The organism is Nonomuraea sediminis (assembly GCF_018531495.1).
Taxonomy (GTDB): domain Bacteria; phylum Actinomycetota; class Actinomycetes; order Streptosporangiales; family Streptosporangiaceae; genus Nonomuraea; species Nonomuraea sediminis.
In genome coordinates, this window is sequence record NZ_JAHDTI010000005.1 from 459,739 (window position 1) to 485,696 (window position 25,958).

Here is a 25,958-nt window from a genome sequence, read left to right on the forward strand (position 1 = left end):
GCGGCGGTAGGGTCGCCTGCCGGGGACCGGCTCATAGGGTCAGGGGTTGGCGCCGAGCAGGACACCCGCCCGGTACAGCACGTGCGCGATGGCCGACAGATCCCGTACGTCGACCGCGGCCAGCAGCTCGGACCAGTCGGCGGCGGCCTCCGGCGTCACGTCCAGCTCCCGCTGGCGTCCGTCCACGCGGAATACCAGCCGGACGCGCGTCACGTCCGGCTCGGTGCCGGGCTGCTCGGCGACGATCGGGATCACGGTCAGCGAGTCGAGCCGCTCCGCGATGACGTAATGCAGCGCCGCGTCCGCCTGGTGGGTGCTCTCACACCACGGGAATCGGCAGCTCATCGCCGGTCCTCGTTGAGCATCTGGGCGCCCTCCTCGAGCAGCGTCCCGAGCTCGCGGATGCCGCGCCGGTCGAACGCCGCGATCAGCGACGCCAGGACGCTCGCCCCCTCCGGCGCCAGGCGCAGCGCGTACTCGGTCCCGTCGAGGTGGGTGTACAGCACCTCCACGAACCGGGTGTCGCCGTCGGCGATGACGTTGATCTCGATCAGGCAGTCGCGGTTGTCGAGGTGTTCGATCAGCTCGAGGTTGAGGCGGTGACGAGTGCTGCCGCTCCGATGCGTTGCCCTGCACCACGAGTACGTGGTGCAGGCGGGGCCAGTGGTCGGTACGTTGTCCACTAGATCCATCTCCTGTTAGGGCAGGGGCTGGGTTCAGGCCCTCGGCCGGTGCTCCAACACCGGCCGAGGGCCGCCGTGCTATGAGGACGCCGTGGCGGCGTTGGTCGCCTTGCAGACGGTGCAGGACGGCTCCGAGCAGCGGCCCTGCGGGTCGAACGGGGTGACGACCGGACCCCAGCCCCGGCCGCGCGCTGAGGCGACCAAGTTCTGCAGGATGGCGATCGCCTGCTCGGCCTCGTCCAGCGTCAGGTGCATCTCGAGCTGGTCGCCGCTGTCGCTGAGCGTGATCCGCGGCTCCACCTCCCGCACCTCCTGAATGAGGGACAGGTGCAGCGCGGGAGCGGCAAACCGGGTCCCGTCCGCGTACACCATGGGCACCGGAGGCATGCTCACCAGGTCCACCATGTGAGTGGTGCCGGTGTGGGAGCGGTCGTCCGGGTGGTCGGACGACTGGTGCATCTCGGTGAACTCGCACCAGTCCGGACACGGGTAGGTGGACAACCAGAAGGCGGGCCCGTCGTCGTTGGCCTGCGCCCTCATCGTCGCGCGGTACTCGGCCCGTACCTCAAACGCGGCGCGCTCCCCGGCCTTGCGGGCGCTCTCCTCCCACGCCTCCGAGATCGGCGGGATCTCCTCCTGACGGGCCTCGGCCGTGCCTACCTGGGCGAGGATCGCCTGCGCGAACTGGCGGGCCTGCTCGGGCTCCATGCCGTCGCACCGGTCGAGGTAGACGCGGTGCCCCTCGTCGGGGGTGTAGGTGAGGCCGACAACTCCGCCGTACACGTCGCCCGCGTCCAGGTCGGCGCCGGTGCAGATGTCACCGTCGTCGTGCCTCACGCACCACGGCTGGCAGCCCGGGGACACCGTGTCCCCGGCCTCCGGCTGCTCGGCCTGTACCGTCTCGGCGCCGGCGCGGTCCTCGCCGAACGGCGTTCCGCAGCCGCGGCAGGTGTCCCTGGCGTCGTTCAGCGCCGAGCAGGACGGGCACGTGACGAGTTCCGTGTGGCTGGCGCAGGCGAAGACCTGGCCGTGCACGGTCGACCCGAGGGGGGTCATCACGTCGGGCTCGGCGTGGCAGATGACGCAGGCGTGGCCGCTGCGCTGCCTGTCGCTGAGGGCAGCTGGGTCGAACTGGCGGGAGGTGGTGGTCTCCTCGTTGAGACCGCCCGTACGATTGTTCATGGATTAGGAGCTCGATTCCTGATCAAGGTCCTCGTCGGGTGTTCGCAGCACCTGGCGGGGACCGTCTTGTCTCTTGATGTGCTCCGTGCTAGTTGTGGTGGGGCACCTTCAAGATGTCGGCCGCGGGTGAGACCCGGCGCAGGATCTCCGCCTGCGCCTCCGTTTCCACGTCGCCGCCGAGCAGCACCGAGCCCGCCCGCCAGCGTGCCCGCATCACGACGCTGGAATTGTTGATCACGCTCCCCTCACCCTGGCCGCCCATCTCACCCGCCCCGGGGTCGGGCGCCAGCACAGTCAGCTCGCACGGCCCGAACACCCAGTGCATGCCCGGACTCGCCACCCATTCCGGCACATGCCACTGGCCGAGCTCGGCCACGATCCGCCCGCTTTCCTGCGGAGCCGTACGCCGTGGACTGACGACCACCGCACCAACCCGCCGCCCGCGCACCACACCCGGCAGCCCGTCCACGTGATCGGCATGCGGGTGCGTGAGCACGACCAGCGGCACATCCCGCACCCCCAGCCGCCGAAGGCACTTGTCCATCACATCCGGATCCGGCCCGGTATCCACCACCACGGCCCTGCCCTCCCCGGCGGCCAGCACCAGCCCATCCCCTTGGCCCACGTCACAAACCACCATCAACCACCCCTCGGGTGGCCAGGGCGCAAGAACAGGACGTACGGCGAGCACTGCCACCAACGCGGCACCCGCCACGGTCAGTACGACCGCCCGCCAAGCCCGCCGCCGCCAGACGGCGATCGCCACGGCCACCGCCACCCCGAGCAGGACCAGCCCCACCCACCCGCCGGGCCACGGCACACTCGCCAGCGGCATCCCCACGGCCCACCGCGCGACCTCGATGATCCACCCCACGGCGTAGCCGGCGGGCACAACCAGCAGCCGCGCCCCCTCCGGCCACACCGGCGCCACCAACGCGGCCAGGAACCCCAGCAACGTCGCGGGCGCCACCGCAGGCTCTGCCAGCAGATTCGCGGGCACGGCAACCAACGTGATCTGCCCCGACATCAAGACCAGAACCGGCGTAACCGCCACCTCTGCAGCGGCCGACACAGCCACAGCCTCCCCGACCCACCGCCACACCCACCGACCCGCCGATCCCGGGGGCGAGGACTGCCTACTCCCTGCCCGACGGGAAGGTCCGCCCAGGAGATGCCGCAGACCGTGCAGTTTCTGTCGGGGTGAACAGGAGGCTAGATCCACCGTTTCCGGGACACTCCCGGCTTGGGCAGCGGGATTGCGGTAGTGAGGGGCGGTGGAGCCGTGAGGCGAGGCGGTGGAGCCGTGAGGCGGGACGGCGGAGTGGTGGGCCGAGATGGCAGAACCGCGAGATGGACCGCCGGAACCGCGAGGCGAGGTGACGGAATCGGGAGGCGGGACGGTGGGGTGGTAGCGCGAGGTGACGGAGCCGCGAGGCTGGACGGCGGAGCCACGAGGCGAGACGGCGGAACCGGGAGACGGCTCGCCGGGACCGGGAGGCGAGATGGCGGAACCGGAAGGGGGGACGGCGGGGTGGTAGCGCGAGGTGGCCGAGCCGCGAGGTGCAACAGCGGAACTGCGAGGCGGGGCAGCAGGGCGGTCGGGCGAGATAGCGGAGCCGCGAGGCAGGGCGGCGGGGTGGTGGGGCGTCAGGTGGGATCGCCAGCGTGGGGCCAGGAGGAGGATTCCTGCCGTGGCTGCGACCGAGAGGGCGAAGCCGTACGAACGGGCTAGTTCTGGATCGAAGAGGATCAGGAGCAGGACCGCGGCCGAGAGGGCCGCGAGGCCGTCCTTGGCTCGGCCCGTGCCGAGGGCCGTTGCTGCGATCAGGCCCATCAGGAGCGCTCGCAGGACGCTGGGCGACGGGCGGGCGATCACCGTGAACGCGATCATCGCCGCGGCGGCCAGGACGGCCCGCCACGCGAGCGGGACTCCGGCCAGGCGGGATAGTGCGATCACCGCGCCTGCGACGATTGCGAGGTTCGCGCCGCTTACGGCGTTCAGGTGGCTCAGGCCCACTTCTTTGAGGTCCGCCGACACGTGGGGGTCCATGCGCGAGACGTCCCCGACGACGAGGCCGGGCAGGAGACCTCGCTGGTCGGCCGGCAGGACGTTGGACGCCTCCCGGAGCCCCTCGCGGAAGCTGCCCGCCACGGTCTGCACCCACGACAGGCCGCCCAGCCTGCGCGGCTGGCCGTGCATCAGCAGGATGCCGCCGACCAGCTCGCCAGCATCGGGCCTGGCCAGCCGCCCAGTGACCCGTAGACGCTGGCTCGGAAGCAGGCCGGGCCATTCGTGTCCGCTCGCGAACACGATGACGGGCGTGCGTACGGCCAGCCGTACCGAACCCGTCTCGATCACCTCGACGTCGGCGGGGACCACCACGCGTTCCTGCTTGAAGCGGCCTCCCTTCGAGGCACGTACCTTCGGATCGTCGGTCAGGACGATCTCCGCCGTCACCTGCGAACCACGCTTCGCCAGCTCGGCAACGGGGCCCGTCGTGACCGCATACATCTGGAATCCAACGACGCCCGCTGTGGCCGCCATGCAGCCCAACAGCCCGACGACCACGTATCGCCAGCCCATCGACGCATTGACCCGTCGCAGCCACTTCCGCATGGACGGGCTAGCCCGCTGCAGCCACCTCCGCGCGAACGGGCTGACCCATCGCCGCCACCTCCGTGCGAACGCGGGAACCCTTCGCGGGGGCGGGCTGACCCTTCGCAGCCCCCTCCGCGCGAACATGGGATCCCCTCGCAGCTCCCTTCGCGGGGACGGGCTGACCCATCGCCGCCACTCCCACGCGAACACGGGATCCCTTCGCAGCTCCCTTCGCGGGGACTGGCTGTCCCACAGCCGCCACTCCCGCGAGGACGCGGGAACCCTTCGCGGGGACGGGCTGATCCATCGCCGCCCCTCCCGCGAGGACGGGGTGACCCATGGCAGCTGCCTCCGCGCGCGGGGCCGAAGGGTCCGGGGCGCGATGCGGGGCCCGTCGATGATCGCGACGACTGCCGTGGCCACAGTGAGCGCTGCGGCGACCGCGAAGGCCGTACCTGGTGAGCTTCCGAGGAGCGCCAGGGCGGTGGCCCACGTCGCCAGGGCGGGCGGGACGAGTGCCCACGAGCGCACCGCATGGCCTTCCTCCGCCCCGGCGTCAAGGCCTCCTCCTGCGGTGGCGGCAGGGCCTCCTCCTGTGGTGGCGGTGGGACGCGTGCCGCCTGGTCCCGGAAGCAGGGTGCGAGCGAGTGCACGCAGACGCTCAGGGAGCGGATGGGTGGGGTTCGGTGGTGCAGGCATGGGCTCCTGGGCAGTGGTCAGAGTTCGGCGGCAGGGGTCGAGCGTGTCGACGGCCATGGCGGATCGCGCATCAGGCGCGGGACGCGGGCGGGGATGCCGCGACTGGAATCGGGGTGGGCGGTGGCTCGCCCATAGCGAGGTGGCAAACGTGATCGAGGAGGAGCTGCCGAGATCAGGACGTGGTTGTCGGCGGTCAAAGCGGAGCGCGCTTCGCGGCAGGGGGCGAGCGTAATCAGCGAGAGGCTGCCGTGATCAGGGCATGGTTGTCGGCGGTCAAAACGGGGCGCGCTTCGCGGCAGGGGGCGAGCGTAATCAGCGAGAGGCTGCCGTGGTCAGGGCGTGGTTGTCGGTGCTCATGCGGAGCATGCTTCGCGGCGGGGGCGAGTGTGATCAGGAAGGCGGCTACGGCGATCAGAGCGTGTTGATGGTCCAGCTTTCGCGGGGTTGTGAGCGTTCCCGTGAACGAGGTCACGATGGGGCGGTGGTTGCCCAAGTGGGTCGGCCTGCAGGCGCGGGGCGGGTGATCAGGGGAGGGGTGTGGGTCGAGGTGAGGTGTCGTGGTCGGGGTCGCGGTCGGGGTCGCGGTCGGGGCCGGGTCGGGGGTCGGGGGTCGGGGTCGGGTCGGGTGTCGGGGTCGGGTCGGGGGTCGAGGGTCGGGGTCGGGGTGAGGTGGGGTGGGGATGTGGGGTGGTTAGACGTGGACCTTGGGTTTGAGGGCTTCGAATTTTCTTGGGCCTATGCCGGAGATCTCTCTGAGTTGGTCGATGGTGTGGAAGCCGCCGTGGGTGGTGCGGTAGTCGAGGATGCGGCCGGCCAGGACCTCGCCTACGCCTGGGAGTTGTTCGAGCTCGGCGAGGGTGGCGGTGTTCAGGTCGATCGTGGTCGTGGATGGGTCGGCGAGGGCGGGGTTGGGGGGTGGGGCTCCGGGGGGTTGGGGGCCGACGATGATCTGCTCGCCGTCTATGAGGCGGCGGGCCAGGTTGATGGTGCCTGGGGTGGTGCCCTGGCGGAGGCCGCCTGCGGCTTGGAGGGCGTCTGTTACTCGGGAGCCGGTGGGGAGGGTGCAGACGCCGGGTTTGCGGACCTTGCCGGTGATGTCGATCGTGACTGTGCCTGTGGGGCTCGGGGAGGGGGCGGGTTGGGGGGCTGCTGCTGGGGGTGGGGGCAGGGGTTGGGGCTCGGGCTGGGAGCGCCAGGCGTAGATGGCCGCGACGATTGCGGCGGTCACGGCTATGGCGAGCAGGATGCGGACGCGAGGTTTGGTGGGGGCGGTGATGCCTGCCGTACGGAAGGCTTGGAAGGTTGGGGGAATGTCAGGGGGTGGTCGGTGCGGGGTGGTGATCGACCGTAGCCGGGACTCGGCTATGGCCTGCTCGGATGTCGGGTCGGGCGCGCGCACGGGATGAAGGTACGGACGGGTTGATGGGGCGGGCAGGGCCGAATCGTGTTCTGGGGATAGTGGGGGTCGCCGCCGGGTGGTTGTGGACGCGCAGGCGGCCGTTACCAGGGTGTGGACGGGCTGTGTGCGCAGGGGTACGCGCGGGCACGTGAGTGCGCGGGCGTACGTGGGCACGTGGGTGCACGGGCGTACGTGGGCACGTGGGTGCACGGGCGTACGTGGGCACGTGAGTGCGTAGGGGTAGGCGGACACGTGGGTGCGCAGAGACCTAGGGTGCGAGCAAATGGGCGCACAAGGCCGTAGGGGGGTGCGGGCAAGCCGGTGTCCGGATTTCCAGGAGTTAGGGCAAGTGCGCAGAGCTCCCAGAGGGGTGTGGGCCAGTGAACGCGCAACACCCCGAGGGGGTGCGGGTCGGTGAGTGCACTAGGTCCGAGGAGGATGATGCGCGCTGGTGAGCCCGCTCCGGTGGTGGGGCTAGAGGGCTGGGGTGATGGTGAGGCCCAGCATGCCGGGGCCTACGTGGATCCCGATCACGGGACCCATTTCCACGGTGCGGAGGTCGGCGAGGGCGGGGATGCGGGTGGGGAGGGTGGTGGCCAGGGACTGGGCCTTGTCGGGGGCCGCCAGGTGTTGGATGGCGATGTCGACGGGGGCCGAGCCGGCCGCTTGGACCGCCAGGTCCTCCAGGCGGGCGATGGCTCGCGAGGCCGTACGGACCTTTTCCAGGGGAAGGATGCGGCCGTCCGTGATGTGCAGGAGGGGTTTGATCATCAGGGCCGAGCCGACGAGGGAGGCCGCCGTGCCGATGCGGCCGCTGCGGCGCAGGTGGTCGAGGGTGTCGACGTAGAAGAACGTGCGGGTGGCGGCACCGGTACGGCGGGCCGCTTCGGCGACCGCCTCGAGGGGCTCACCGGCGGCGGCCGCCCGGGCGGCCGCGAGGACGGGGAAGCCGAGGCCCATCGCGATGGAGCGGCTGTCGACGACCTCAACTGGGATGGGGACCTCGGCGGCGGCCAGCCGGGCGGCCTCGACGGTGCCGGACAGCTCGGCCGACAGGTGTATCGAGACGACCCCCTCGAAGCCCTGGGAGGCGAGGTCGCGGAAGAGCGCCAGGAAGCGCTCGGGAGAGGGCCTGGACGTCGTCGCGCCGGCGAACCCACGTCCCCGCCCCTGCGACACGGCGACCGAGGACCGAGCACGCCCGGCTTCGGGCGCCCCCGCACTCGCGGAGCGAGTGCCGGGTACGGCCGTCCCGCGCGATGCATGACCGGCGCCCTCGGTCTCGGATGCGGGATGACCGTTCGCACGCCCCGATGAGGGCACCCCGAACGGAAAATCAACCTCATCCCACGAAATACCGTCATAAATCACTTGGACGGGGATAACCCACACCCCAGGCACATCAACCAGGTAAGACGTGGAATCCGTGACAACGGCGACCGATGGCGGCATACCCCGAGATTAACGACTACTGAACGGGCGTCCCACCCTGCCACACCCGTCGCGGCTTCAACCCGAACGCCCACGCGAACGCGCCCTCATGGTCGGCGTCCCACTGCACGATGTCGGCCAGCCGCCCGGGCGCCAGCACCCCACGGTCGGGAGCGCCAAGCACCGTGGCACCGCCCAGCGTCGCCGCCCGCAGCGCGTCGTTGACGCTCATCCCGAACGCCGAGACCGCCATCGCGATCACCAGGGACATCGAGGTGATGCCACAGTATCCGGGGTTGTGGTCGCTGCCGAGCGCGATCTGCACGCCGTGCTTGATCATCTGCCGGACCGGCGGCAGGTTGCCGCGCTGCTGCGCCGTGGCGGGGCACACGACCGCGGGCACGCCGTACCGGGCCATGATGGCGATGTCCTCGTCGGACAGGTGGTGCAGGCCGTCGGCGGAGGCGCAGCCGAGCTCGGCGGCCAGCTGGATGGCGCCGCGGCGGCTGAAGAGGCCGGCGTGGATGCGGGGCAGCAGGCCGACGTTGCGGCCGGAGGCCAGCACCCAGCGGGACTCCTCGGTGGTGAAGTGGCCCTCGTCGCAGTAGACGTCCACGCTGTCGGCGCCGGCGGCGGCCGCGTCGGCGCACCAGGCGCCCACGGCCTCGACGTACTCGCGCTGGCGGCCGAAGTATTCGGGCGGGACCACGTGCGCCGCGAGGAAGGTGACGTGCACCCGCGGCATCATCGGCTCCTTCTCCAGCTCGCGCAGGAGCCGCACGTCGGCCAGCTCGCCGTCGCGGGTGAGGTGGTAGCCGGTCTTGGCCTCGACCGTGGTGGTGCCGCTGAGCAGCCAGGAGCGCAGCCGCTCGCGCACGCCGTTGCACAGGGTCCACGGGTCGGTGCCGCGGGTCACGGTGACCGTGGAGCCGACGCCGCCGCCCGCTGCGGTGATCGCGGAGGAGGTGGAGCCCCCGGTGCGGATGGCCAGCTCCGCATAGCGGTTACCGGCGTAGACCGGATGGGTGTGAGCGTCGATGAGGCCGGGCGTGACGAGCGCGCCGCCGAGGTTCTCGACGTGGTCGACGTCGACGATGTCGTCGACGACCCCGGGCACGCTCTGCGGGAGGTCAGGCGCGCGGCCGACCCACGCGATGCGGTCGTTGTGCACAAGGATGGCCGCGTTGCTGAGGACCTCGTTCCCGGTCCAGAGGCGGCCGATGTTGGTCAGCAGGCGAACGGTCATCGCATCACCCCACGGACAGAGCGCAGCACAGAGCGCACGGCCTCCGCCGCGCCCACTGAGTCCGCTCCGGGTCCGGACGACATGGGGGTCTCCTGCTCTCATCCGCGTAAGACTGCGGTGACCTTATCGCCAGACTCATGATCCTGGCGATTTCAGTTCAGTTACGTTATTTCACAGGTCGGCTTGCTGTACAGGGTTATTCGGAAGAAAGCCCAATCGTCCCCGTGGCCCCCGCATGCTTCATGCTTCACAGCAGCCATCATCCGAAACCGCGCCATTAGTGTCGTAAGGCTTGGCTCATGGTAGCAACCCCGGCCGCACACGACCACTGCCGCTTTTGTGCAGCTTTGAGAGGTACGGCGACGCATCGCCGTACCTCTCAGGTCAGGTCAGGACACCCGCTCGACCGGCTTGCCCACCCTCTCCAGCTCCTGGAACAGGCTGGGCAGCACCCGGGCGTGCAGGATCGTCCCGTCGGCCTCGTGCTCGACGGAGAGCACCTCGCCCTCCTTGTGCGCCCGCGAGATCAGGTCGCCGCGGTCGTACGGGACCAGCAGGTGCACCTCGTGGTCGAGCCTGGGCAGCCGCTCCTCGATGAGCCGCATGAGCTCGCCGATGCCCGCGCCGGTGCGCGCGGAGACCACGATGCTGTCCTGGCCGAAGCGCCTGGCCAGCCGGTCGATCGTCTCCTGCGGGGCCGCGTCGGCCTTGTTGACCACGATGATCTCGGGCACGTCGAGCGCGCCGTCGATGTCGGCGAACACCTCGCGGACCGCCGCGATCTGCCCCTCGGGGTCGGGGTGCGAACCGTCGACCACGTGCAGGATCAGGTCAGCGTCGGCCACCTCCTCCAGCGTCGAGCGGAACGCCTCGACGAGCTGGTGCGGCAGGTGGCGGACGAAGCCCACCGTGTCGGCCAGGGTGAACAGCCGGCCCTCCGGCGTGCGCGAGCGGCGCACGGTCGGGTCGAGGGTGGCGAACAGCGCGTCCTCCACCAGCACGCCGGCGCCGGTCAGCCTGTTGAGCAGGGACGACTTGCCGGCGTTGGTGTATCCGGCGATGGCGACGGCCGGAACCTCGCGAGAGGCCCGGTGTGAGCGCATCGTCTCGCGCGCCACCGACATGCCGGAGATCTGCCGCCGCAGCTTGGCCATCCGCTCGCGGATGCGCCGCCGGTCCAGCTCGATCTTGGTCTCACCGGGGCCGCGGCCGCCGATGCCGACGCCGCCCGCGGCCCGACCGCCGACCTGCCGGGACAGGTTGCCACCCCAGCCACGCAGGCGGGGCAGCAGGTACTGCAGCTGGGCGAGCTCGACCTGGGCCTTGCCCTCGCGGCTCTTGGCGTGCTGGGCGAAGATGTCGAGGATCAGCGCGGTCCGGTCGATGACCTTGACCTTCACGATCTCCTCGAGCTGGCGCAGCTGGCCGGGGGTCAGCTCGCCGTCGCAGATCACGGTGTCGGCGCCGGTCGACTCGACCACGTCGAGCAGCTCCTGCGCCTTGCCGGAGCCGATGTAGGTGGCGGGGTCGGGCTTCTGGCGGCGCTGGATCAGGCCCTCGAGGACCTGGGAGCCGGCGGTCTCCGCCAGCAGCTTCAGCTCCATCAGGGAGTTGTCCGCGTCGACGGCCGTGCCGGAGGTCCAGACGCCCACCAGGACCACCCGCTCGAGCCGCAGCTGCCGGTACTCGACCTCGGTGATGTCTACGAGTTCGGTGGACAGACCCGCCACGCGGCGCAGCGCCTGACGCTCCTCCAGGTCCATCTCGCCGGTGTCGAATTCAGGGTGCATTCGTGTCATCTCTAATAGGGAACGTCTGGACGCAACAGAATCATCCCCCGCTGGACGTCCCTCGTCACCTGGTTATCCTGCTGCCACGTCCACGTCGCCGGATCCGACGTCCAGCGAGATCTTGTGCGAGGAACCGGAGTCGCTGGGCAGGGAGACCTTCTTGTCCCCGGAACCCACGTGGGTCTTGACGTCATAGGAGCCGTTCGGCACACGCAGGGTGATATCGCCGGATCCGTTCTTCATGTCCACATTGTCAGGCTGTGTGGCGTACTTCAACTCGATGTTGCCGGAACCGTTCTCGGCGAAGACCTTCTTGCCGCCGAGCGCCGACCCGTCGATGTCCCCCGAGCCCGCGTTCAGCGTCAGGTCGCCGGTCAGCGAGCGCAGCGTCAGGTTGCCGGATCCGGCGTCGGCGTCGAGCTTGACGCCCTTGGGGATCTCGATCTTGTAGTCGACGCTGCAGCTGCCCCAGTTGGCCGGGCAGTCGTAGGTCATGAACAGCGTGTCGCCGTTGACCTTGTGCTGCGGCTTGGGCTTGTTGTCGCGCCACTGCAGCGTCTCGGTCACGCGGATGGCCGTGCCGTCGTACTCGCTGATCACGCTGTCGCCCGAGCCGCTCTTCAGCTGCAGCGCGGTCACCTTGTCGGTGACCTGGTAGTTCTGCGTCTCCTGGTTCGTCGGCCCGCCGATGCTCTTCAGTCCACACCCCGTGAGCAGCAGCGCCGACGCGAGCAGGCCGCCCGCGATCACCATGGTCCTCATAACCGGAATCCTTCCGCGCCGTCACGCCGCGGGCATCAGGGATCACCCGGGGGGAACCCCACCTTTGACCCCTGCCGACCCATGAAGTAGCTTCACTTCCATAATTCAGAAGCTATTTTCCACAAAGCGGAAAAGAGGCCACATGGAGATCACCGGCCCGATGCTCGACGGGTTCGACGAGATCCTCACTCCCCAGGCGCTGGGGTTCCTGGAGACGCTGCAGCGCGAGTTCGGCGCTCGCCGCCTGGAACTGCTTGACGCCCGCCAGGTACGGCAGGCCGACCTGTCAGCCGGGGGCACCCTCGACTTCCTGCCCGACACCAAGGAGATCCGCGAGGGCCAGTGGCGCGTCGCCCCGCCCGCGCCCGGGCTGGAGGACCGCCGCGTCGAGATCACCGGCCCGGTCGACCGCAAGATGACCATCAACGCGCTCAACTCCGGCGCCAAGGTCTGGCTGGCCGACTTCGAGGACGCCAACTCCCCGCTCTGGGACAACTGCGTGTCCGGCCAGCTCAACCTGCGTTCCGCGCTGGACCGCACGATCGACTTCGAGACCGGCGACAAGCGCTACGAGCTGCGGCCCGACGAGGAACTGGCCACGATCGTGGTGCGCCCGCGCGGCTGGCACCTGCCGGAGAAGCACGCGCTGGTCGACGGCGAGCCCGTCTCGGCCTCGCTGTTCGACTTCGGCCTCTACTTCTTCCACTGCGCCAAGCGGCAGCTCGCCAAGGGCAAGGGCCCCTACTTCTACCTGCCCAAGATGGAGTCGCACCTGGAGGCCCGCCTCTGGAACGACGTCTTCGTGCGCGCCCAGGACCTGCTGGGGATCCCCCAGGGCACCATCAGGGCCACCGTACTGATCGAGACCTACCCCGCGGCCTTCGAGATGGAGGAGATCCTCTACGAGCTGCGCGACCACTCGGCCGGGCTCAACGCCGGCCGCTGGGACTACCTGTTCAGCGTGATCAAGAAGTTCCGCACCCGCGGCCGCGAGTTCCTGCTGCCCGAGCGGAACGCGGTCACGATGACCGCGCCGTTCATGCGCGCCTACACCGAGCTGCTGGTCCGCAGCTGCCACAAGCGCGGCGCGCACGCCATCGGCGGCATGGCGGCCTTCATCCCCAGCCGCAGGGATCCCGAGGTCAACGCCAAGGCGCTGGAGAAGGTCACCGCGGACAAGACGCGCGAGTCGGGCGACGGCTTCGACGGCTCCTGGGTCGCGCACCCCGACCTGGTGCCCGTCTGCCGCGAGGTGTTCGACGGCGTGCTCGGCGACAGGCCCAACCAGCTCGACCGGCTGCGCGAGGACGTCCAGGTCTCGGCCGCCGACCTGCTCAACGTCCAGCCGGGCGACATCACCGAGACGGGCCTGCGCAACAACGTCGACGTGGCGCTGCGCTACCTGGCCGCCTGGATGGGCGGGCTGGGCGCGGTGGCGATCCACAACCTGATGGAGGACGCGGCCACCGCCGAGATCTCGCGCTCGCAGATCTGGCAGTGGATACACAACGACGTCACGCTCACCGACACGGGTGCCCAGATCACCCGCGAGCTGGTGGAGCAGATCATCGCCGAGGAGCTGGCCAAGATCGCGACCGAGCCGGGACACGACGCGGAGCTGTACGGTCAGGCTGAGGCATTGTTCAAGGAGGTCGCTCTCAACGATGACTTCGCCGAGTTCCTCACCCTCCCCGCTTACGCCCGTATGCCGTGACCTGACCGCGCTGCTCGGCGAGCACGCGGTCATCACCGACCCGGTCAGGCTGCGCACCTACGAGTGCGACGGCCTGACCCACCACCGGGCCACCCCCGGCGTCGTGACGCTGCCCGACACGGCCGAGCAGATCGCCGCGATCGTGCGGATCTGCAATGAGTACGGCGTGCCGTTCGTGGCCCGCGGCTCCGGCACCGGCCTGTCGGGCGGCGCGCTCCCCCGCGAGGACGGCGTGCTCATCGTCACCTCCAAGATGCGCCACATCCTGGAGATCGACCTGCCCAACCGGCGGGCCGTCGTCGAGCCGGGCGTGACGAACCTGGCGATCACCGAGGCCGTGCGCGACCAGGGCTACTACTACGCGCCCGACCCCTCGAGCCAGCAGATCTGCTCGATCGGCGGCAACGTCGCGGAGAACTCCGGCGGCGCCCACTGCCTGAAGTACGGCTTCACGGTCAACCACGTGGAGGCGTGCGAGATCGTCACCCCCGACGGCGACCTGGTCACGCTCGACCGGATGAACCCGGGCTACGACCTGCTCGGCGCCTTCATCGGCTCCGAGGGCACGCTCGGCATCGCCACCAGGATCACGGTACGGCTCAGCCGAACACCCGAGTCCGTCACGACCGTGCTCGCGGCCTTCGACAGCATCGAGCACGGCGGGCGGGCCGTGTCGGCGATCATCGGGGCGGGCATCGTCCCCGCGGCGATCGAGATGATGGACGCGCTGGCCATCGAGGCCGCGGAGGCCGCCGTGGCCTGCCGGTACCCGGAAGGCGCGGGAGCCGTGCTGATCGTGGAGCTGGACGGGCCGGAGGCCGAGGTGGCACGGCAGTTCGAGCAGCTCGAGGAGATCTGCTCGGGCGCGTTCGAGCTGCGCGTGGCCGAGGACGCGGCCGAGCGGGCCGCGATCTGGAAGGGGCGCAAGTCGGCCTTCGCCGCGGTGGGCCGCATCAGCCCGGCCTACATCGTGCAGGACGGCGTCGTCCCGCGCACCTCGCTCGGGCGGGTGCTCGCGGCGATCGACGAGCTGTCCGCCGAGTACGGGATCCGGGTGGCCAACGTCTTCCACGCCGGCGACGGCAACCTGCACCCGCTGGTGCTCTTCGACGACGCCGAGGCGGGAGCGGGCGAGCGGGCGGAGACGGTGTCGGGACGCATCCTGGACCTGTGCATCGAGCACGGCGGCTCGATCACGGGCGAGCACGGCGTCGGGGTGGACAAGTCCCGATATATGCCGAAGATGTTCTCGGAGGATGATCTCGACACGATGCAGCTGGTCCGTTGTGCTTTCGACCCGAAGAGCCTGTCCAACCCGGGCAAGGTCTTCCCCACCCCACGCCTGTGCGGCGAGGTCCCGGGCGTCCGCAAGGGCGTCCACCCGCTGGTCGAATCGGGGAAGGCGGAGCAATTCTGATGAAGCTGGCCGACACCGGTGTGACGGTGCGCGACGCCGACGAGGAGGACGCGGTCGGCGGAGTCCTGCCTCGCTGGGTGGCGATGCCGGAGTCGGTGGAGGAGATCGCCGCCGTGCTGCGGGCCTGCGCCGAGGAGGACCTGGCGGTCGTGCCCGCGGGCGGCGGCACCAAGCTGCACTGGGGCGCGCCGCCCGAGCGGTGCGACGTGCTGCTCGACCTGTGCTGCATGAACGAGGTGCTCGAGCACGCATCCGGCGACCTGGTGGTGCGCGTCCAGGCGGGCCTCACGATGGACGCGCTGGCCGAGCGGCTGGCCGCCTCGGGCCAGGAGCTGGCGCTTGACGTGCCGTTCATGGAGAACACGACCGTCGGCGGCACGCTGGCCACCGCGACCGCGGGCCCCCGCTCCTTCCGTTACGGCGGGCCGCGCGACCTGCTGATCGGCATCACCGTCGTGCTGGCCGACGGCACCGTCGCCCGATCGGGCGGCAAGGTGGTCAAGAACGTCGCCGGCTACGACCTGGGCAAGCTCTTCACCGGCTCCTACGGCACGCTCGGCGTGATCGCCGAAGCCACGTTCCGGCTGCACCCGCTGCCCGCCGAGCGCGTGTGGATCACCGCCGAGGTGGCTGCCGAGGACGTGCAAGGGCTCGCGGGCTCGCTGGCGGCCGCACAGGCCGAGCCGAGCGCGGTCGAGATCGACTGGCTCGACCCGCGCGGGCCCGTCACCCTGGCCGTGCTGGTCGAGGGCGCCACCGCCCGTGCCCGCGCCGACGCGCTGAACGCCCTGGTCGGGGGCGAGATCGGCGACGTGCCGCCGCCGTGGTGGGGGCTGATCGTCAACGACGACGTGCTGATCGACCTGCGCTGCCTGCCCGGCCAGGTGGGCGAGACGCTGGACGCGGTGCGCGACACCGGGCTGTCGCTGCGCGGGTCCCCCGTGACCGGGCGCTTCCACCTGGAGGCCTCGGGCGAGCCGACCAAGGACGAGCTGGCCGCGGCCGTCGCCGGGCTGCGCAAGCGGGTGGCCGTGGTCACCGTGACGGCCTCGCCGTACCAGGACATCGACCGCTACGGCGAGGTGCCGGGGCTGGCGCTGATGCGGCGCGTGAAAGAGCAGTTCGATCCCGGGCGCAGGATGTCTCCCGGCCGTTTCGTGGGAGGGATCTGACGTGGAGCGGCGAGCCGGCCCGGAGAGAGCGAGCCGGGGTTGCGATGCCAACGGAGGGCCGAAGGGAGCGCGACCATGGGCACAGACCCGGAGCTGATCGACGACTGCGTGCACTGCGGGTTCTGCCTGCCCACGTGCCCGACCTATGTGCTTTGGGGCGAGGAGATGGACTCGCCGCGCGGGCGGATCCACCTGATGAAGCAGCACGTGGAGGGCACGCCCGTCACACCCGCGATGGCCGGGCACTTCGACGCCTGCCTGGGGTGCATGGCGTGCGTGACCGCCTGCCCGTCGGGCGTGCGCTACGACCGGCTGATCGAGCAGACGCGGGCCGAGGTGGAGCGGGTCCACGAGCGGGATCCGCAGGAGCGGGCCGTGCGCGGGATCGTCTTCAGCCTGTTCCCCTACCCGCGGCGGCTGCGGCTGCTGCGGCCGGGGATGGGGCTGGCGGCGCGGCTGGCGCCGTTCCTGGAGCGGGTGCACCCGAGCCTGGGGGCGATGGTCGCGCTGGCGCCCGAGGTCGAGCGCAGGCAGCGGCTCCCGCGGCGGGTCAGGGCGCGCGGGCCGCGGCGCGCGGTGGTGGGCATGCTCCTCGGGTGCGTGCAGCGGGAGTTCTTCCCGCAGGTGAACGCGGCCACGGCGCGGGTGCTCGCGCTCGAGGGGTGCGACGTGGTGATCCCGCCGGGGCAGGGCTGCTGCGGGGCGCTCAGCGTGCACTCCGGGCGCGCCGACCAGGCCAGACGGCTGGCCAAGCGGACGATCAGGACGTTCGAGCGGGCCGGGGTGTCGGTGGTGGTGGTCAACGCCGCCGGGTGCGGGTCGTCGATGAAGGAGTACGCCGACCTGCTGACCGGTGAGTGGGCGCACAGGGCGCGGCGGATCAGGGTCGTCGACCTCGCCGAGTGGCTGGTCGAGCTGGGGCCGGTGGCCGAGCGGCATCCGCTGCCGGTGACGGTGGCCTATCACGACGCCTGCCACCTGGCGCACGCCCAGGGGATCAGGAGCCAGCCGCGCGAGCTGCTGTCCGGGATCCCCGGGCTGGTGCTGAAGGAGGTGCCCGAGGCCGCGATCTGCTGCGGGTCGGCGGGCACGTACAACATCTTCCAGCCCGAGGCCGCGCGTGACCTGGGTGATCGCAAGGCCAAGTCGGTCGCCTCGACCGGGGCCGAGCTGCTGGTGTCGGCCAATCCCGGGTGCACGATGCAGATCGCCTCGGCGATGCGCCGGGCCGGGGGCGAGATCAGGGTCGCCCACACGGCCGAGGTCCTGGACGCCTCACTGCGCGGGGTCGGCCTGTGAACCGCGTCGGAACTCGAGGGGTCGGCCTGTGAGCGAGCGAACCATCAGATGCAACAGCGTTTCGCTCACGCCCGCTCCGAAGGAGTGCGCATGAGCGTGCAGTCGGTTGATCGGGCGCTCGACGTGCTCGAGGCGCTGGCCGAGCACGGGGGCGAGGCCGGGTTGTCGGAGATCGCCGCCCGCACCGGCCTGCCGTACGGGACCATTCACCGGCTGCTGCGGACGCTGCTCACGCGCGGGTACGTGCGGCAGGAGTCCGACCGGCGCTACGCGCTTGGCGGCGGGCTGGTCCGGCTGGGCGGGATCGCCGAGCGGATGGTCGGGGTGTGGGCGCAGCCGTACCTGGCGCGGATGGTGGAGCTGTCGGGCGAGACGGCGAACCTGGCGGTGCTCGAGGGCGACTTCATCGTCTACGTGGCGCAGGTGCCCTCGCCGCGCAGGCTGCGGATGTTCGCCGAGGTGGGGCGCCGGGTGCTGCCGCACAGCACGGCGGTGGGCAAGGTGCTGCTCGCCGACCGTCCCGGCGCCGAGGTGCTCGCGCTCTTCGAGCGCACGGGGATGCCGCGGCGGACGGCCAACACGATCACCTCCGCGCAGGACATGCTGGCGGAGCTCGACCGGGTGCGCGTCCGCGGGTATGCGCTCGACCTGGGTGAGGAGGAGCTCGGGGTGCACTGCCTGGCGGTGCCCGTGCACGACGGCGACCGGGTGGTGGCCGCGATGTCGGTCTCGGGTCCTGCCGAGCGCATCGAAGCCCTCGACCGGGACGAACTGGCCGAGAACATGCGCAAAATCGCCACCACCTTCGGCACCGAACTCAGCCCCACGCCCCCACCCCTCTGACCAGCGCACCTCTCTCGCCTTTTCTCTTGTACGGCAAGCCCCCGCAACCGGCCGCCCACCGCACTTCGGCTGAGGACCCGCGACCGGCGCTTCCGGCGAGTCGGTGACGATTCCTCACCGTCACGGCGTCCGGGGCGGTAGCCTGCCGGGTCCACGTAGGCGCCGGGTCGGTGAGGAGGTGGGCGGCGGAGGTCGGCGCCCTTGTGCGGCGGGGATGGGGAAGCGCGGTGCCCGGGGCATGGGCGCCGTGGCGGCGGGGACGTGGCATCGACTCGCCGGAAGCGCCGGGCGCGGGCCCTCAGCCGGCGGGCGGCCGGTGGCGTGGCCTGCCGTACATCCTTCCCATGGGCGCGGGAAGCCTCAGAAGCCTGGGGCGCAGGAGGCCGCAGAAGCTTGGGGCGCGGGAAGCGTCAGGAGCCGGGGCGCGGAAGCTTCAAATCCGCGGCGGTCAGGTGGGTGGCTGGCGGAGGGTGGAGAAGCCGGCGGCGGGGTGGCTGATGACGGCGATGCGGCCGAACGGGGAGTCGACGGGTGGGACGGGGACCGCGCCGCCGAGCGCGGTGACCGTGGCGGTGGCCTCGGCCAGGTTCGCCACGTCGAAGTAGACCATCCAGTGCGGCGGGACGCCGGCCCAGTGTTCGTCCATCTGGAGGCGCCCGCACACCGGCTCGCCCCCGGCGTGGTAGGTGATGTAGTCGATGCCGCCGGGCACCTGCCGCTGGTCGTAGCCGAACAGCGAGCCGTAGAAGGCGTCGGCCGCCTTGCCGTCGGGCGCGTTGACCTCCGCCCAGCTCACCGCCCCCGGCTCGGCCCAGGCCCCGGCGGGCCCCGGCGGCCCGGGCTCCCACAGCGCGAACGTCGCGCCGCCGGGGTCCTTGGCCAGGACGTAGCCGTTGAACGGCCCTTCCACGATCTGGCCGCCGGCCGCCTCGACCTGCGCCGCGCAGGCGGCGATGTCGGAGGTGCGCAGGTAGACGGTCCAGGCGGGCGGGTCGGACGCCTCGGCGGAGGGCGTGATCGCGCCGATCGGGCGGTCGCCCAGGTAGGCGGCCGCCCAGCCGCCCTGGTCGCGGCACTCCCAGCCGAACAGCTCGGCGTAGAAGCGCTGGGCGCCGTCGGCGTCGCGGGTGAGGAGCTGGACCCAGCAGGGAGCCCCGTCCGGATAGCTCATGGACGGAGCCTTGCACAGCCCGCCGACAAATTACCTTGGAAGGCATGTGCAGAAGCATCAAGACCCTCCGCCCGCCGTACACCGACGAAGTGACGGAGGCGGACGTGCGAGCGGCCGCCCTGCAGTTCGTCAGGAAGATCTCCGGCTTCCGCGCGCCGGCCGCGCACAACGCCGAGGCCTTCGACCGAGCCGTCGAGATGATCACGAAAGCGTCAGAGGAACTCCTGGGTTCATTGCAGATCCGCGGTTCCCGTTGACAGGTTCCCCAGGGCGGAGAAGCGTGCCGACTAAGAGGCATCGGACCCTGGGGGGCTCCCATGATCAGCGGGCTTTATCAAGGTCAGGACGGCGACTCCCGGCTGGAGCTCCGAGTGGACGTGGACGGGCCGCGCCCCACCCGGCGGGTCAGCGGTGACCTGTTCTCGGTCGCGGGCTCGACCACCTCCTACGTCGGCTCGTTCGTGGCCGACTCCGCGGACATCAGGGTGGAGGGCGAGCAGGCCTGGATCGAGGGGCAGGCCGCCTTCAACCACAACGCGCAGAACACCTTCCTGGGCATCCACATCGCGCCCGAGGGCTCCGAGGCGGTCATCGACGGGCGCACCTACCCGATCGCCAAGGCCTCGCCGTTCTTCAGGAGCGTGCTGCTCGAGCAGGACTCGGTGGTGGGCACCGTACCGTTCGTGGAGTACGACACGGGGAAGCTGGCGGCGCCGACCGGCAGCCCGGCGAGGACGCTGAACGTGGCGGCCGCCTACGCCGAGGCGGGCGTGGAGATCAAGACGGTGCCGCCGCACGTCATCCCGGTCGACGGGTCGGGCACCGACCTGGCCTGGGACGACGCCGAGCTGCACCACGCGATGGAACAGCAGTTCAGCCTGTTCACCGACGCGCCGTCGTGGCGCGTGTGGCTGCTGGTGGCCAGCAAGCACGTGGGCGGCTACCGCGGCATCATGTTCGACTACAACGACGCGCACCAGCGCCAGGGCTCGGCCGTCTTCTACGACGCGATCAAGGGCGACTCGCCGCAGGCGCAGCGCGCCCAGCTGCGCACCTACGTGCACGAGCTCGGGCACGCCTTCAACCTGCTGCACTCCTGGCAGAAGAACCTGGCAACGCCGCCCCAGCCCCTCGGCCCGAACGGCGGCTTCGGCGACCTGAGCTGGATGAACTACGTCCAGAACTACCTGCCCGGCGGCGAACAGGGCTACTGGGCGGCCTTCCCGTTCCAGTTCACCGACCCCGAGCTCGTCCACATCCGGCATGGCTTCTACCGCGACGTCGCGATGGGCGCCAACGCCTTCGGCACCGGGGCCGCCGAGATCGCGCCCTTCGAGCAGCCCGTCGCCGACGAGTCGGGGCTGGCGCTGGAGCTGCGGGGCAAGGACTCCTTCGCCTTCGGCGAGCCCATCGTGGTCGAGCTGAAGCTGTCCTACACCGGCGAGCCGCGCAGCACGCACGGCCACCTGCACCCCGACACGGAGTTCACCCAGGTCTGCATCACCCAGCCGAACGGCAGGACGGTCCTGTACCGGCCGATGATGCGCCACTGCGTGGACACCTCACCCGACATCCGGCTCGACGAGACGCATCCCGCGCTCTACCGCAGCGCCTACATCGGCCACGGCCGCGACGGGCACTACTTCCAGCAGCCCGGCGAGTACAAGGTGCGCGCCCAGTACATCGCGGCCGACGGATCACGCATCGTCTCCCCCGCACTGACCGTCCGCGTCCGCTACCCGGTCAACGCCGTCGACCACCAGGTCGCGGAGCTCATGCTGGGCGAGGAGCAGGGCAAGCTGTTCACGCTGCTCGGCTCGGACTCGCCGACGCTGCGCGCCGGCAACGAGGCGCTCGACGAGGTCATCGACAGGTACGGCACGCATCCCCTGGCCGTCTACGCCCGCATGGTCAAGGGGCTGAACGCCGAGCGCGGGTTCAAGGCGATCACCAAGGACAAGCACCTGCGGGTGCGCCCGCCCGACCCCAAGCAGGGCGCCGAGCAGCTGTCCGCGGTGGTGGCCGAGGACGGCATCGACAACATCTCGCTCAACCTGGTCATGCGCCGCCTGGCCAGGGCCGAGGCGCGGCAGGGCGATCTGGCCAAGGCCGACGCGGTGATGGACCAGATGGTGAGCACGTTCGAGGCCAAGGGCGTCAACCCCATCGTGCTCGGCCAGATCAGGCGCCAGGCGGAGCTCACCAAGGAGGCTCTCAGCGCCGAAGTCTGACGAGAACCGGATATATGGCCTTTTAGTGGCACCCGCTATACCTAGACTTTACGAAAAACGAAGTCTGGGGGTACGGCGGTGCGGGTGCGAGCAGTCCTGGCCGGGACGGCGGCTGCGGCGATGCTGGCCGGGTGCGGCGGGTTACAGGCGCAGAGCGGGACGAATGCGAGCAAGACCCAGCCCGCCGACGTAAGCGGGGCACGCAAGAAGCTGGACAGCCTGGCGGTGAAGGGCCGCGCCCCCAAGACGGGCTTCGAACGCGACAAGTTCGGCCCTGCCTGGTCCGACGTCGACCACAACGGCTGCGACACCCGCAACGACATCCTCAAGCGGGACCTCAAGAACGAGACGTTCAAATCGGGCACCCACGACTGCATCGTGCTGACGGGCACGCTCGACGACCCGTACTCCGGCAAGACGATCAACTTCAAGCGCGGCAACGAGACCAGCAGCGCCATCCAGATCGACCACCTGGTGCCGCTCTCGGACGCCTGGCAGAAGGGCGCCCAGCAGTGGGACGCCGACAAGCGCAAGCAGTTCGCCAACGACCCGCTGAACCTGCTGGCCGTCGACGGGCCGCTGAACGGCCAGAAGAGCGACTCCGACGCCGCCACCTGGCTGCCGCCCCGCAAGGGCTACCGCTGCGCCTACGTCTCGCGCCAGATAGACGTGAAGGCCAAGTACGCCCTCTGGGTCACCACGGGCGAGAAGACTGCGATGGAGGGCGTCCTGGCCTCCTGCTAGGGGTACGGCCGGCCTGCCGTACCCCTCTATCGGGAGTGCGGCGGGTCAGGAGCGGCCGTAGGAGTCCTCGAGGCGCTCGATGTCGTCCTCGTCGAAGTGGCCGAAGGCGATCTCCAGGATGCGCGTGGCGGGGCCCGACGAGCTCAGGCGGTGGGTCTGGCCACGGTGGATCAGGACGCGCTCGCCGACCGCGGGCTCGATGCGCCTGCCGTCCACCTCGAAGACGCAGCCGGGGTCGAGCGCCACCCACAGCTCGTCACGGTGCTCGTGCCGCTGCAGGCTGAGGGTCTGCCCCGGCGACACCTCGATGATCTTCACGGTGGACTCTTCGTTGAGCGTGAAGCGGTCGAACCCGCCCCACGGCCGCTCGTCACGGATCACTGCGGCAAGCCGGTCGATGTCCTGCACAATTAACCTCCGTACGGTGAAGAACGCCGGTGAAAGCTATCAGGTCACCAGGAAACCGCCGTCCACGGGGAGGGTCACTCCCGTGACGTACGACGAGGCGTCACTGGCCAGGAAGACGGCGGCGGCGACCAGTTCCTCCGCTTCCCCCGAACGTCCCATGAGCACCCGCTGCTCCAGCATCCGGTCGATGTAGCCGGGCATGAACTGCTCTGTCATCTCCGAGGCGAAGAAGCCGGGTTCGAGGCAGTTGACGCGGATGCCGCGGCGGCTCGTCCACTGCTGGGCCAGGTCCCTGGTCAGGCCGATGATCGCGGCCTTGGAGGCGCTGTAGGCCGCCTGGGGCAGCCCGGCCGTGGTCTCGCCCAGGATGCTGCCGATGTTCACGATCGACGAGCCGGGGCGCATCACCCGGGCGCACGCCTGCGCCATCCAGTACGTGCCGTTCAGGTTCACGTCGATCACGCGGCGGAACTCGTCCGGCTCCTCGCGCACCGCCGGCACCGCGGTGCCCACCCCGGCGTTGTTGATCAGCACGTCGACGGTGCCCAGCTCGGTCACGGCCGCCTCGACCAGCCTGGAGCACTCCTCGGGCGAGGTCACATCGGTCTGTACGGCGACGCAGCGCTGCCCGGTCTCCTCGACCAGCCGCCGCGTGGCCTCCAGCCCGTCAGGCCTGCGCGCCCCGATCACCACGTCGGCACCGGCCTCGGCCAGCCCCCTGGCGAACGCCACACCCAACCCGGACGAGGCCCCGGTGACGATCGCCACCCTCCCACCGAGCCCGAACCGCTCAAGCACCACCTAGGACCACCTTTCCGACGGAAACCCCCGCACGCTCCTGAGCGGCGGGGGTCCGTCACCGTGCGGTGAGTGAGTCAGAGGCCGTACTCCTTGACGATGCGCTCGTGGCGTTCGACCTCGACGTCGACCTCCTTGGCCAAGTCGAGCCAGGCCAGGGGGTGGGACCAGCGCTCCGTGGCGTCGTCCAGGAGGGCGTCCACCTCGACGGCGGTCACGTTCGGCGGGACCGCGACCCAGCCGAAGACGCCGGGGAGCGGCTCGCCGGAGGTCGGGTGGGTGACCTTGTAGTTCTCGTCGCTGTAGACCCACATCGGCCAGCCGCGCTCGGCCATGACCTCGGTGAACTCGGCCCAGTCGCTCTCGCTCGGCGCGGCGCCGTCGAAGAAGTAGCTGTTGTACCCGCCGGGCCGCAGGATGCGGACCGCCGCGAAGGGCGGCACGAAGTTCTGCTGCTCCTGCGGGTCGTCGGGCACGGGCTCGAGCAGCTGCGGGTCGAAGACGACCAGGTCGCCCGCGTTGTACTCCATGCCGCGCGGCTGCGGCAGGGCGAGCCTGGCGGTGGCGGGGCCTGTGCGGATGGACAGCACCTGGCGCTGGCCGCCGTCGGGCGCGGGGAGGATGACCCGGATGAGGCCCATCTCCTCGTCGATCGGCCCCGACGCCGACTTGATCGGCATGCCGATCTTGGCGGTGCCCTTGCGGACGGTGTCCCAGTCTTCCGCGGAGGTGGCCATGACGATCATGCGCCAGACGTCCTCGTCGCCCAGGTCGTCGAGCACCTCGAGCAGCACCTGGGCGCCCCTGGCGTTGTCGTCGAGCTGCTGGGCCGCGGCCGACACCAGGCGGCGGGCCTCGATACCGGCGTCCGCGGCCACGGCCTGCTCGGCCTCCTGGAGCGTCTCCTGCCAGCGCTCGCGGGCGCTGTGGAGGCGGGCCAGCGCGAGGTGGCGGGAGGCGTCGGGCAGCATCGCCGCCATCTGCTCCAGCCGCTCGTCCTGGCGGGCCTCGACCAGCAGCGTGGTCAGGAACGTGGTGTCGTCGGCGTCGGCGGTGGCGATGTCGCCGGTGTCGACGAGCATCTTCCAGTAGATGTCGGCGCCCAGCGCCGGGTAGCCGAGGAAGCCCAGCGTGGTGGTGTGGCGTCGGGTGGCCTCAAGGTCGGTGCCCGACAGCGGGGCCAGCCAGCCGATCCACTTCTCCGGGTCGGCGTTGTAGCCGTCGGCGGCGTCGAAGTAGGCGACCCGCTCGTCCTCGGGGCCGGGGGCGGCGGGCTCGGTGGTGGCCTCGGCCTTGGCGCGCAGCTCGGCGATCCGCTCGGCGACGCCTTCGGAGGCGCGCAGCTCGGCGGTGGCCGACTCGGCCAGGTCGGCGAGCAGCTTGGCCTGCCAGACGCCCTGCCGCTGCACGGCCAGGTCGCCGGCGATCAGAGCCAGCTCGACCCTGGCGCGGTAGCCACCCATGGTGGCGAAGTAGTCGATCCACTGGCGCAGCACGCGGCCGAGCTGCCAGGTGTTGGTGATCTGCGAGGAGGAGGCGAGCAGGCTGACGGCCCGCGACCACTCCACGAACACCCGCGGGTGGTCGCCCACCACGTCCAGGTCGGGCAGCGCGTCGACGGCCTCGGCGGTGCGGCCGAGCGTGGCCAGGATCAGCGCGCGGCGGACCCCGTCGCGGTGCGCCTTGGCCACCGGGTCGTCGGCCTGGAAGCCGCTCGCGGCCTGCAGCGCGTTGAGCGCGTCCTCGGGCCGCCCGGCGGCGAGCAGCGCGCGGGCGCTCTCGGCGCCCAGCTCCCAGCTGGCCTCGCGACCGGCGCCGCGCAGCCGCTCGACGGCGGACTCGGCGTAGGCGACGGCCTCGCCGGCCCGGTCGGCGTCGATGAGCGCGGCGACGTACTGGGTGACCAGGCCGGTGTAGGCCGGGTTGGCGGGCTCGAGGTCCTCGATGACCGCGCCGAGGGTCTCCAGCCGCTCGGTGGCGTATCCGGGCCCGTCTGCGTTGCCCCAGGCGACGGCCAGCGCCTCGACGGCGGCCGGCGTGGCGGGGCACTCACGCACGTCTTCGCGCTGGGCGAACGACAGCAGCTCCTCGGCGTCGCCGACGGCTACCGCGCCCTGCGCCCGGTCACCGATGCGGCCGACCAGGTGCCAGTAGCGGGCGTAGAACTCCAGCCACGGCAGCTGGAGGGACTCGGCCTGCTGGGCGATGGCCGGGGCCATCACGTCCAGCTGGGGATACCGCCCCTCGTAGGCCTGTGCGGGGAGGTCTCCCAGCGCCATGGCGAGGCCCATGTCGCCCGCCTCGGAAAGCTGCTGCTGGGTTTCGCCGACCCAGGCCCAGATGTCCACGTCCATGAGCCATCAGTCTGCC

At 70.8% G+C, this 25,958-nt stretch carries 21 protein-coding genes; 8 read left to right on the top strand and 13 right to left on the bottom strand.

Going from position 1 to position 25,958, the window contains the following annotated elements; translation table 11 throughout:
* Nucleotides 1–39 precede the first annotated feature (39 nt).
* From KIK09_RS26850 to KIK09_RS26890, 9 genes are all read right to left on the bottom strand, one after another.
* Nucleotides 40–345 carry a hypothetical protein gene (locus KIK09_RS26850; protein ID WP_214322111.1) on the bottom strand — a complete coding sequence of 102 codons (306 nt, stop codon included), beginning with the start codon at nt 343–345 and terminating at the stop codon, nt 40–42.
* On the bottom strand, nt 342–683 hold the full coding sequence (locus KIK09_RS26855) for a hypothetical protein (RefSeq protein ID WP_214322112.1): 342 nt from the start codon (nt 681–683) through the stop codon (nt 342–344). Before KIK09_RS26855 ends, KIK09_RS26850 begins: the two co-directional genes overlap by 4 nt.
* A 78-nt stretch (nt 684–761) precedes the next feature.
* Nucleotides 762–1,865, bottom strand: coding sequence for a DUF6907 domain-containing protein (locus KIK09_RS26860; RefSeq protein WP_214322113.1), 1,104 nt, complete (start codon nt 1,863–1,865; stop codon nt 762–764).
* An 88-nt stretch (nt 1,866–1,953) separates the two neighbouring features.
* The gene (locus KIK09_RS26865; protein ID WP_214322114.1) at nt 1,954–4,449 is read right to left on the bottom strand and encodes a ComEC/Rec2 family competence protein; all 2,496 of its coding nucleotides are present in this window, start codon (nt 4,447–4,449) and stop codon (nt 1,954–1,956) included.
* 1,405 nt (nt 4,450–5,854) lie between these two features.
* Complete coding sequence (locus KIK09_RS26870) at nt 5,855–6,562, bottom strand: ComEA family DNA-binding protein (protein ID WP_214322115.1); 708 nt, start codon at nt 6,560–6,562, stop codon at nt 5,855–5,857.
* 474 nt (nt 6,563–7,036) lie between these two features.
* Nucleotides 7,037–7,741, bottom strand: coding sequence for a DegV family protein (locus KIK09_RS26875; protein WP_308164299.1), 705 nt, complete (start codon nt 7,739–7,741; stop codon nt 7,037–7,039).
* A 289-nt stretch (nt 7,742–8,030) separates the two neighbouring features.
* Entirely contained in the window at nt 8,031–9,239 is a 1,209-nt protein-coding gene (gene hutI / locus KIK09_RS26880) for an imidazolonepropionase (protein WP_214322117.1), read from the bottom strand.
* Between the two features lie 389 nt (nt 9,240–9,628).
* A complete protein-coding gene (gene hflX, locus KIK09_RS26885; RefSeq protein WP_214322118.1) occupies nt 9,629–11,038 on the bottom strand; it encodes a GTPase HflX in 1,410 nt (469 codons plus the stop codon).
* A 63-nt stretch (nt 11,039–11,101) separates the two neighbouring features.
* Nucleotides 11,102–11,791 (bottom strand): DUF4097 family beta strand repeat-containing protein, encoded by a 690-nt coding sequence (locus KIK09_RS26890; protein WP_214322119.1) that lies wholly within the window; start codon nt 11,789–11,791, stop codon nt 11,102–11,104.
* Between the two features lie 142 nt (nt 11,792–11,933).
* Here KIK09_RS26890 and aceB point away from each other — a divergent pair, with 142 nt between their 5' ends.
* The 5 genes from aceB (at nt 11,934) to KIK09_RS26915 (ending at nt 18,236) form a co-directional block, all read left to right on the top strand.
* Nucleotides 11,934–13,505, top strand: a complete 1,572-nt coding sequence (gene aceB / locus KIK09_RS26895) for a malate synthase A (protein ID WP_214322120.1) — start codon at nt 11,934–11,936, stop codon at nt 13,503–13,505.
* Nucleotides 13,456–14,922 carry an FAD-linked oxidase C-terminal domain-containing protein gene (locus KIK09_RS26900; protein ID WP_214322121.1) on the top strand — a complete coding sequence of 489 codons (1,467 nt, stop codon included), beginning with the start codon at nt 13,456–13,458 and terminating at the stop codon, nt 14,920–14,922. The genes aceB and KIK09_RS26900 overlap by 50 nt, the downstream gene beginning before the upstream one ends.
* Nucleotides 14,922–16,094 carry an FAD-binding oxidoreductase gene (locus tag KIK09_RS26905; RefSeq protein ID WP_214322122.1) on the top strand — a complete coding sequence of 391 codons (1,173 nt, stop codon included), beginning with the start codon at nt 14,922–14,924 and terminating at the stop codon, nt 16,092–16,094. The genes KIK09_RS26900 and KIK09_RS26905 overlap by 1 nt, the downstream gene beginning before the upstream one ends.
* A 75-nt stretch (nt 16,095–16,169) precedes the next feature.
* Nucleotides 16,170–17,393 (top strand): (Fe-S)-binding protein, encoded by a 1,224-nt coding sequence (locus tag KIK09_RS26910; RefSeq protein ID WP_214322123.1) that lies wholly within the window; start codon nt 16,170–16,172, stop codon nt 17,391–17,393.
* Between the two features lie 90 nt (nt 17,394–17,483).
* Nucleotides 17,484–18,236, top strand: coding sequence for an IclR family transcriptional regulator (locus KIK09_RS26915; protein ID WP_250573776.1), 753 nt, complete (start codon nt 17,484–17,486; stop codon nt 18,234–18,236).
* Between the two features lie 448 nt (nt 18,237–18,684).
* Here KIK09_RS26915 and KIK09_RS26920 read toward each other — a convergent pair whose 3' ends face one another.
* Nucleotides 18,685–19,407, bottom strand: coding sequence for a VOC family protein (locus KIK09_RS26920; protein WP_214322125.1), 723 nt, complete (start codon nt 19,405–19,407; stop codon nt 18,685–18,687).
* Between the two features lie 44 nt (nt 19,408–19,451).
* Here KIK09_RS26920 and KIK09_RS26925 point away from each other — a divergent pair, with 44 nt between their 5' ends.
* The 3 genes from KIK09_RS26925 to KIK09_RS26935 all read left to right on the top strand — a co-directional run bounded on the left by KIK09_RS26925 (nt 19,452) and on the right by KIK09_RS26935 (nt 22,382).
* The gene (locus KIK09_RS26925; protein ID WP_214322126.1) at nt 19,452–19,664 is read left to right on the top strand and encodes a DUF2277 domain-containing protein; all 213 of its coding nucleotides are present in this window, start codon (nt 19,452–19,454) and stop codon (nt 19,662–19,664) included.
* Between the two features lie 60 nt (nt 19,665–19,724).
* Nucleotides 19,725–21,638 (top strand): hypothetical protein, encoded by a 1,914-nt coding sequence (locus KIK09_RS26930; protein ID WP_214322127.1) that lies wholly within the window; start codon nt 19,725–19,727, stop codon nt 21,636–21,638.
* An 84-nt stretch (nt 21,639–21,722) separates the two neighbouring features.
* The gene (locus KIK09_RS26935) at nt 21,723–22,382 is read left to right on the top strand and encodes an HNH endonuclease family protein (RefSeq protein WP_308164300.1); all 660 of its coding nucleotides are present in this window, start codon (nt 21,723–21,725) and stop codon (nt 22,380–22,382) included.
* A 45-nt stretch (nt 22,383–22,427) separates the two neighbouring features.
* Here KIK09_RS26935 and KIK09_RS26940 read toward each other — a convergent pair whose 3' ends face one another.
* The 3 genes from KIK09_RS26940 to KIK09_RS26950 form a co-directional block, all read right to left on the bottom strand.
* Complete coding sequence (locus KIK09_RS26940) at nt 22,428–22,790, bottom strand: phosphomannose isomerase type II C-terminal cupin domain (RefSeq protein WP_308164301.1); 363 nt, start codon at nt 22,788–22,790, stop codon at nt 22,428–22,430.
* Between the two features lie 39 nt (nt 22,791–22,829).
* Nucleotides 22,830–23,591 (bottom strand): SDR family NAD(P)-dependent oxidoreductase, encoded by a 762-nt coding sequence (locus KIK09_RS26945; protein ID WP_308164302.1) that lies wholly within the window; start codon nt 23,589–23,591, stop codon nt 22,830–22,832.
* A gap of 74 nt (nt 23,592–23,665) precedes the next feature.
* Complete coding sequence (locus KIK09_RS26950) at nt 23,666–25,942, bottom strand: tetratricopeptide repeat protein (RefSeq protein WP_214322128.1); 2,277 nt, start codon at nt 25,940–25,942, stop codon at nt 23,666–23,668.
* Nucleotides 25,943–25,958 lie beyond the last annotated feature (16 nt).

Excerpts from the sequence above, each read along its gene's own strand:
- KIK09_RS26910 (WP_214322123.1), top strand. The coding sequence starts at position 16,170 with ATGGGCACAGACCCGGAGCTGATCGACGACTGCGTGCACTGCGGGTTC.
- hflX (WP_214322118.1), bottom strand. The coding sequence starts at position 11,038 with ATGACACGAATGCACCCTGAATTCGACACCGGCGAGATGGACCTGGAG.
- KIK09_RS26920 (WP_214322125.1), bottom strand. The coding sequence starts at position 19,407 with ATGAGCTATCCGGACGGGGCTCCCTGCTGGGTCCAGCTCCTCACCCGC.
- KIK09_RS26905 (WP_214322122.1), top strand. The coding sequence starts at position 14,922 with ATGAAGCTGGCCGACACCGGTGTGACGGTGCGCGACGCCGACGAGGAG.
- KIK09_RS26900 (WP_214322121.1), top strand. The coding sequence starts at position 13,456 with ATGACTTCGCCGAGTTCCTCACCCTCCCCGCTTACGCCCGTATGCCGT.
- KIK09_RS26930 (WP_214322127.1), top strand. The coding sequence starts at position 19,725 with ATGATCAGCGGGCTTTATCAAGGTCAGGACGGCGACTCCCGGCTGGAG.
- hutI (WP_214322117.1), bottom strand. The coding sequence starts at position 9,239 with ATGACCGTTCGCCTGCTGACCAACATCGGCCGCCTCTGGACCGGGAAC.
- KIK09_RS26890 (WP_214322119.1), bottom strand. The coding sequence starts at position 11,791 with ATGAGGACCATGGTGATCGCGGGCGGCCTGCTCGCGTCGGCGCTGCTG.
- aceB (WP_214322120.1), top strand. The coding sequence starts at position 11,934 with ATGGAGATCACCGGCCCGATGCTCGACGGGTTCGACGAGATCCTCACT.
- KIK09_RS26860 (WP_214322113.1), bottom strand. The coding sequence starts at position 1,865 with ATGAACAATCGTACGGGCGGTCTCAACGAGGAGACCACCACCTCCCGC.
- KIK09_RS26850 (WP_214322111.1), bottom strand. The coding sequence starts at position 345 with ATGAGCTGCCGATTCCCGTGGTGTGAGAGCACCCACCAGGCGGACGCG.
- KIK09_RS26925 (WP_214322126.1), top strand. The coding sequence starts at position 19,452 with ATGTGCAGAAGCATCAAGACCCTCCGCCCGCCGTACACCGACGAAGTG.
- KIK09_RS26950 (WP_214322128.1), bottom strand. The coding sequence starts at position 25,942 with ATGGACGTGGACATCTGGGCCTGGGTCGGCGAAACCCAGCAGCAGCTT.
- KIK09_RS26915 (WP_250573776.1), top strand. The coding sequence starts at position 17,484 with ATGAGCGTGCAGTCGGTTGATCGGGCGCTCGACGTGCTCGAGGCGCTG.
- KIK09_RS26865 (WP_214322114.1), bottom strand. The coding sequence starts at position 4,449 with ATGGGCTGGCGATACGTGGTCGTCGGGCTGTTGGGCTGCATGGCGGCC.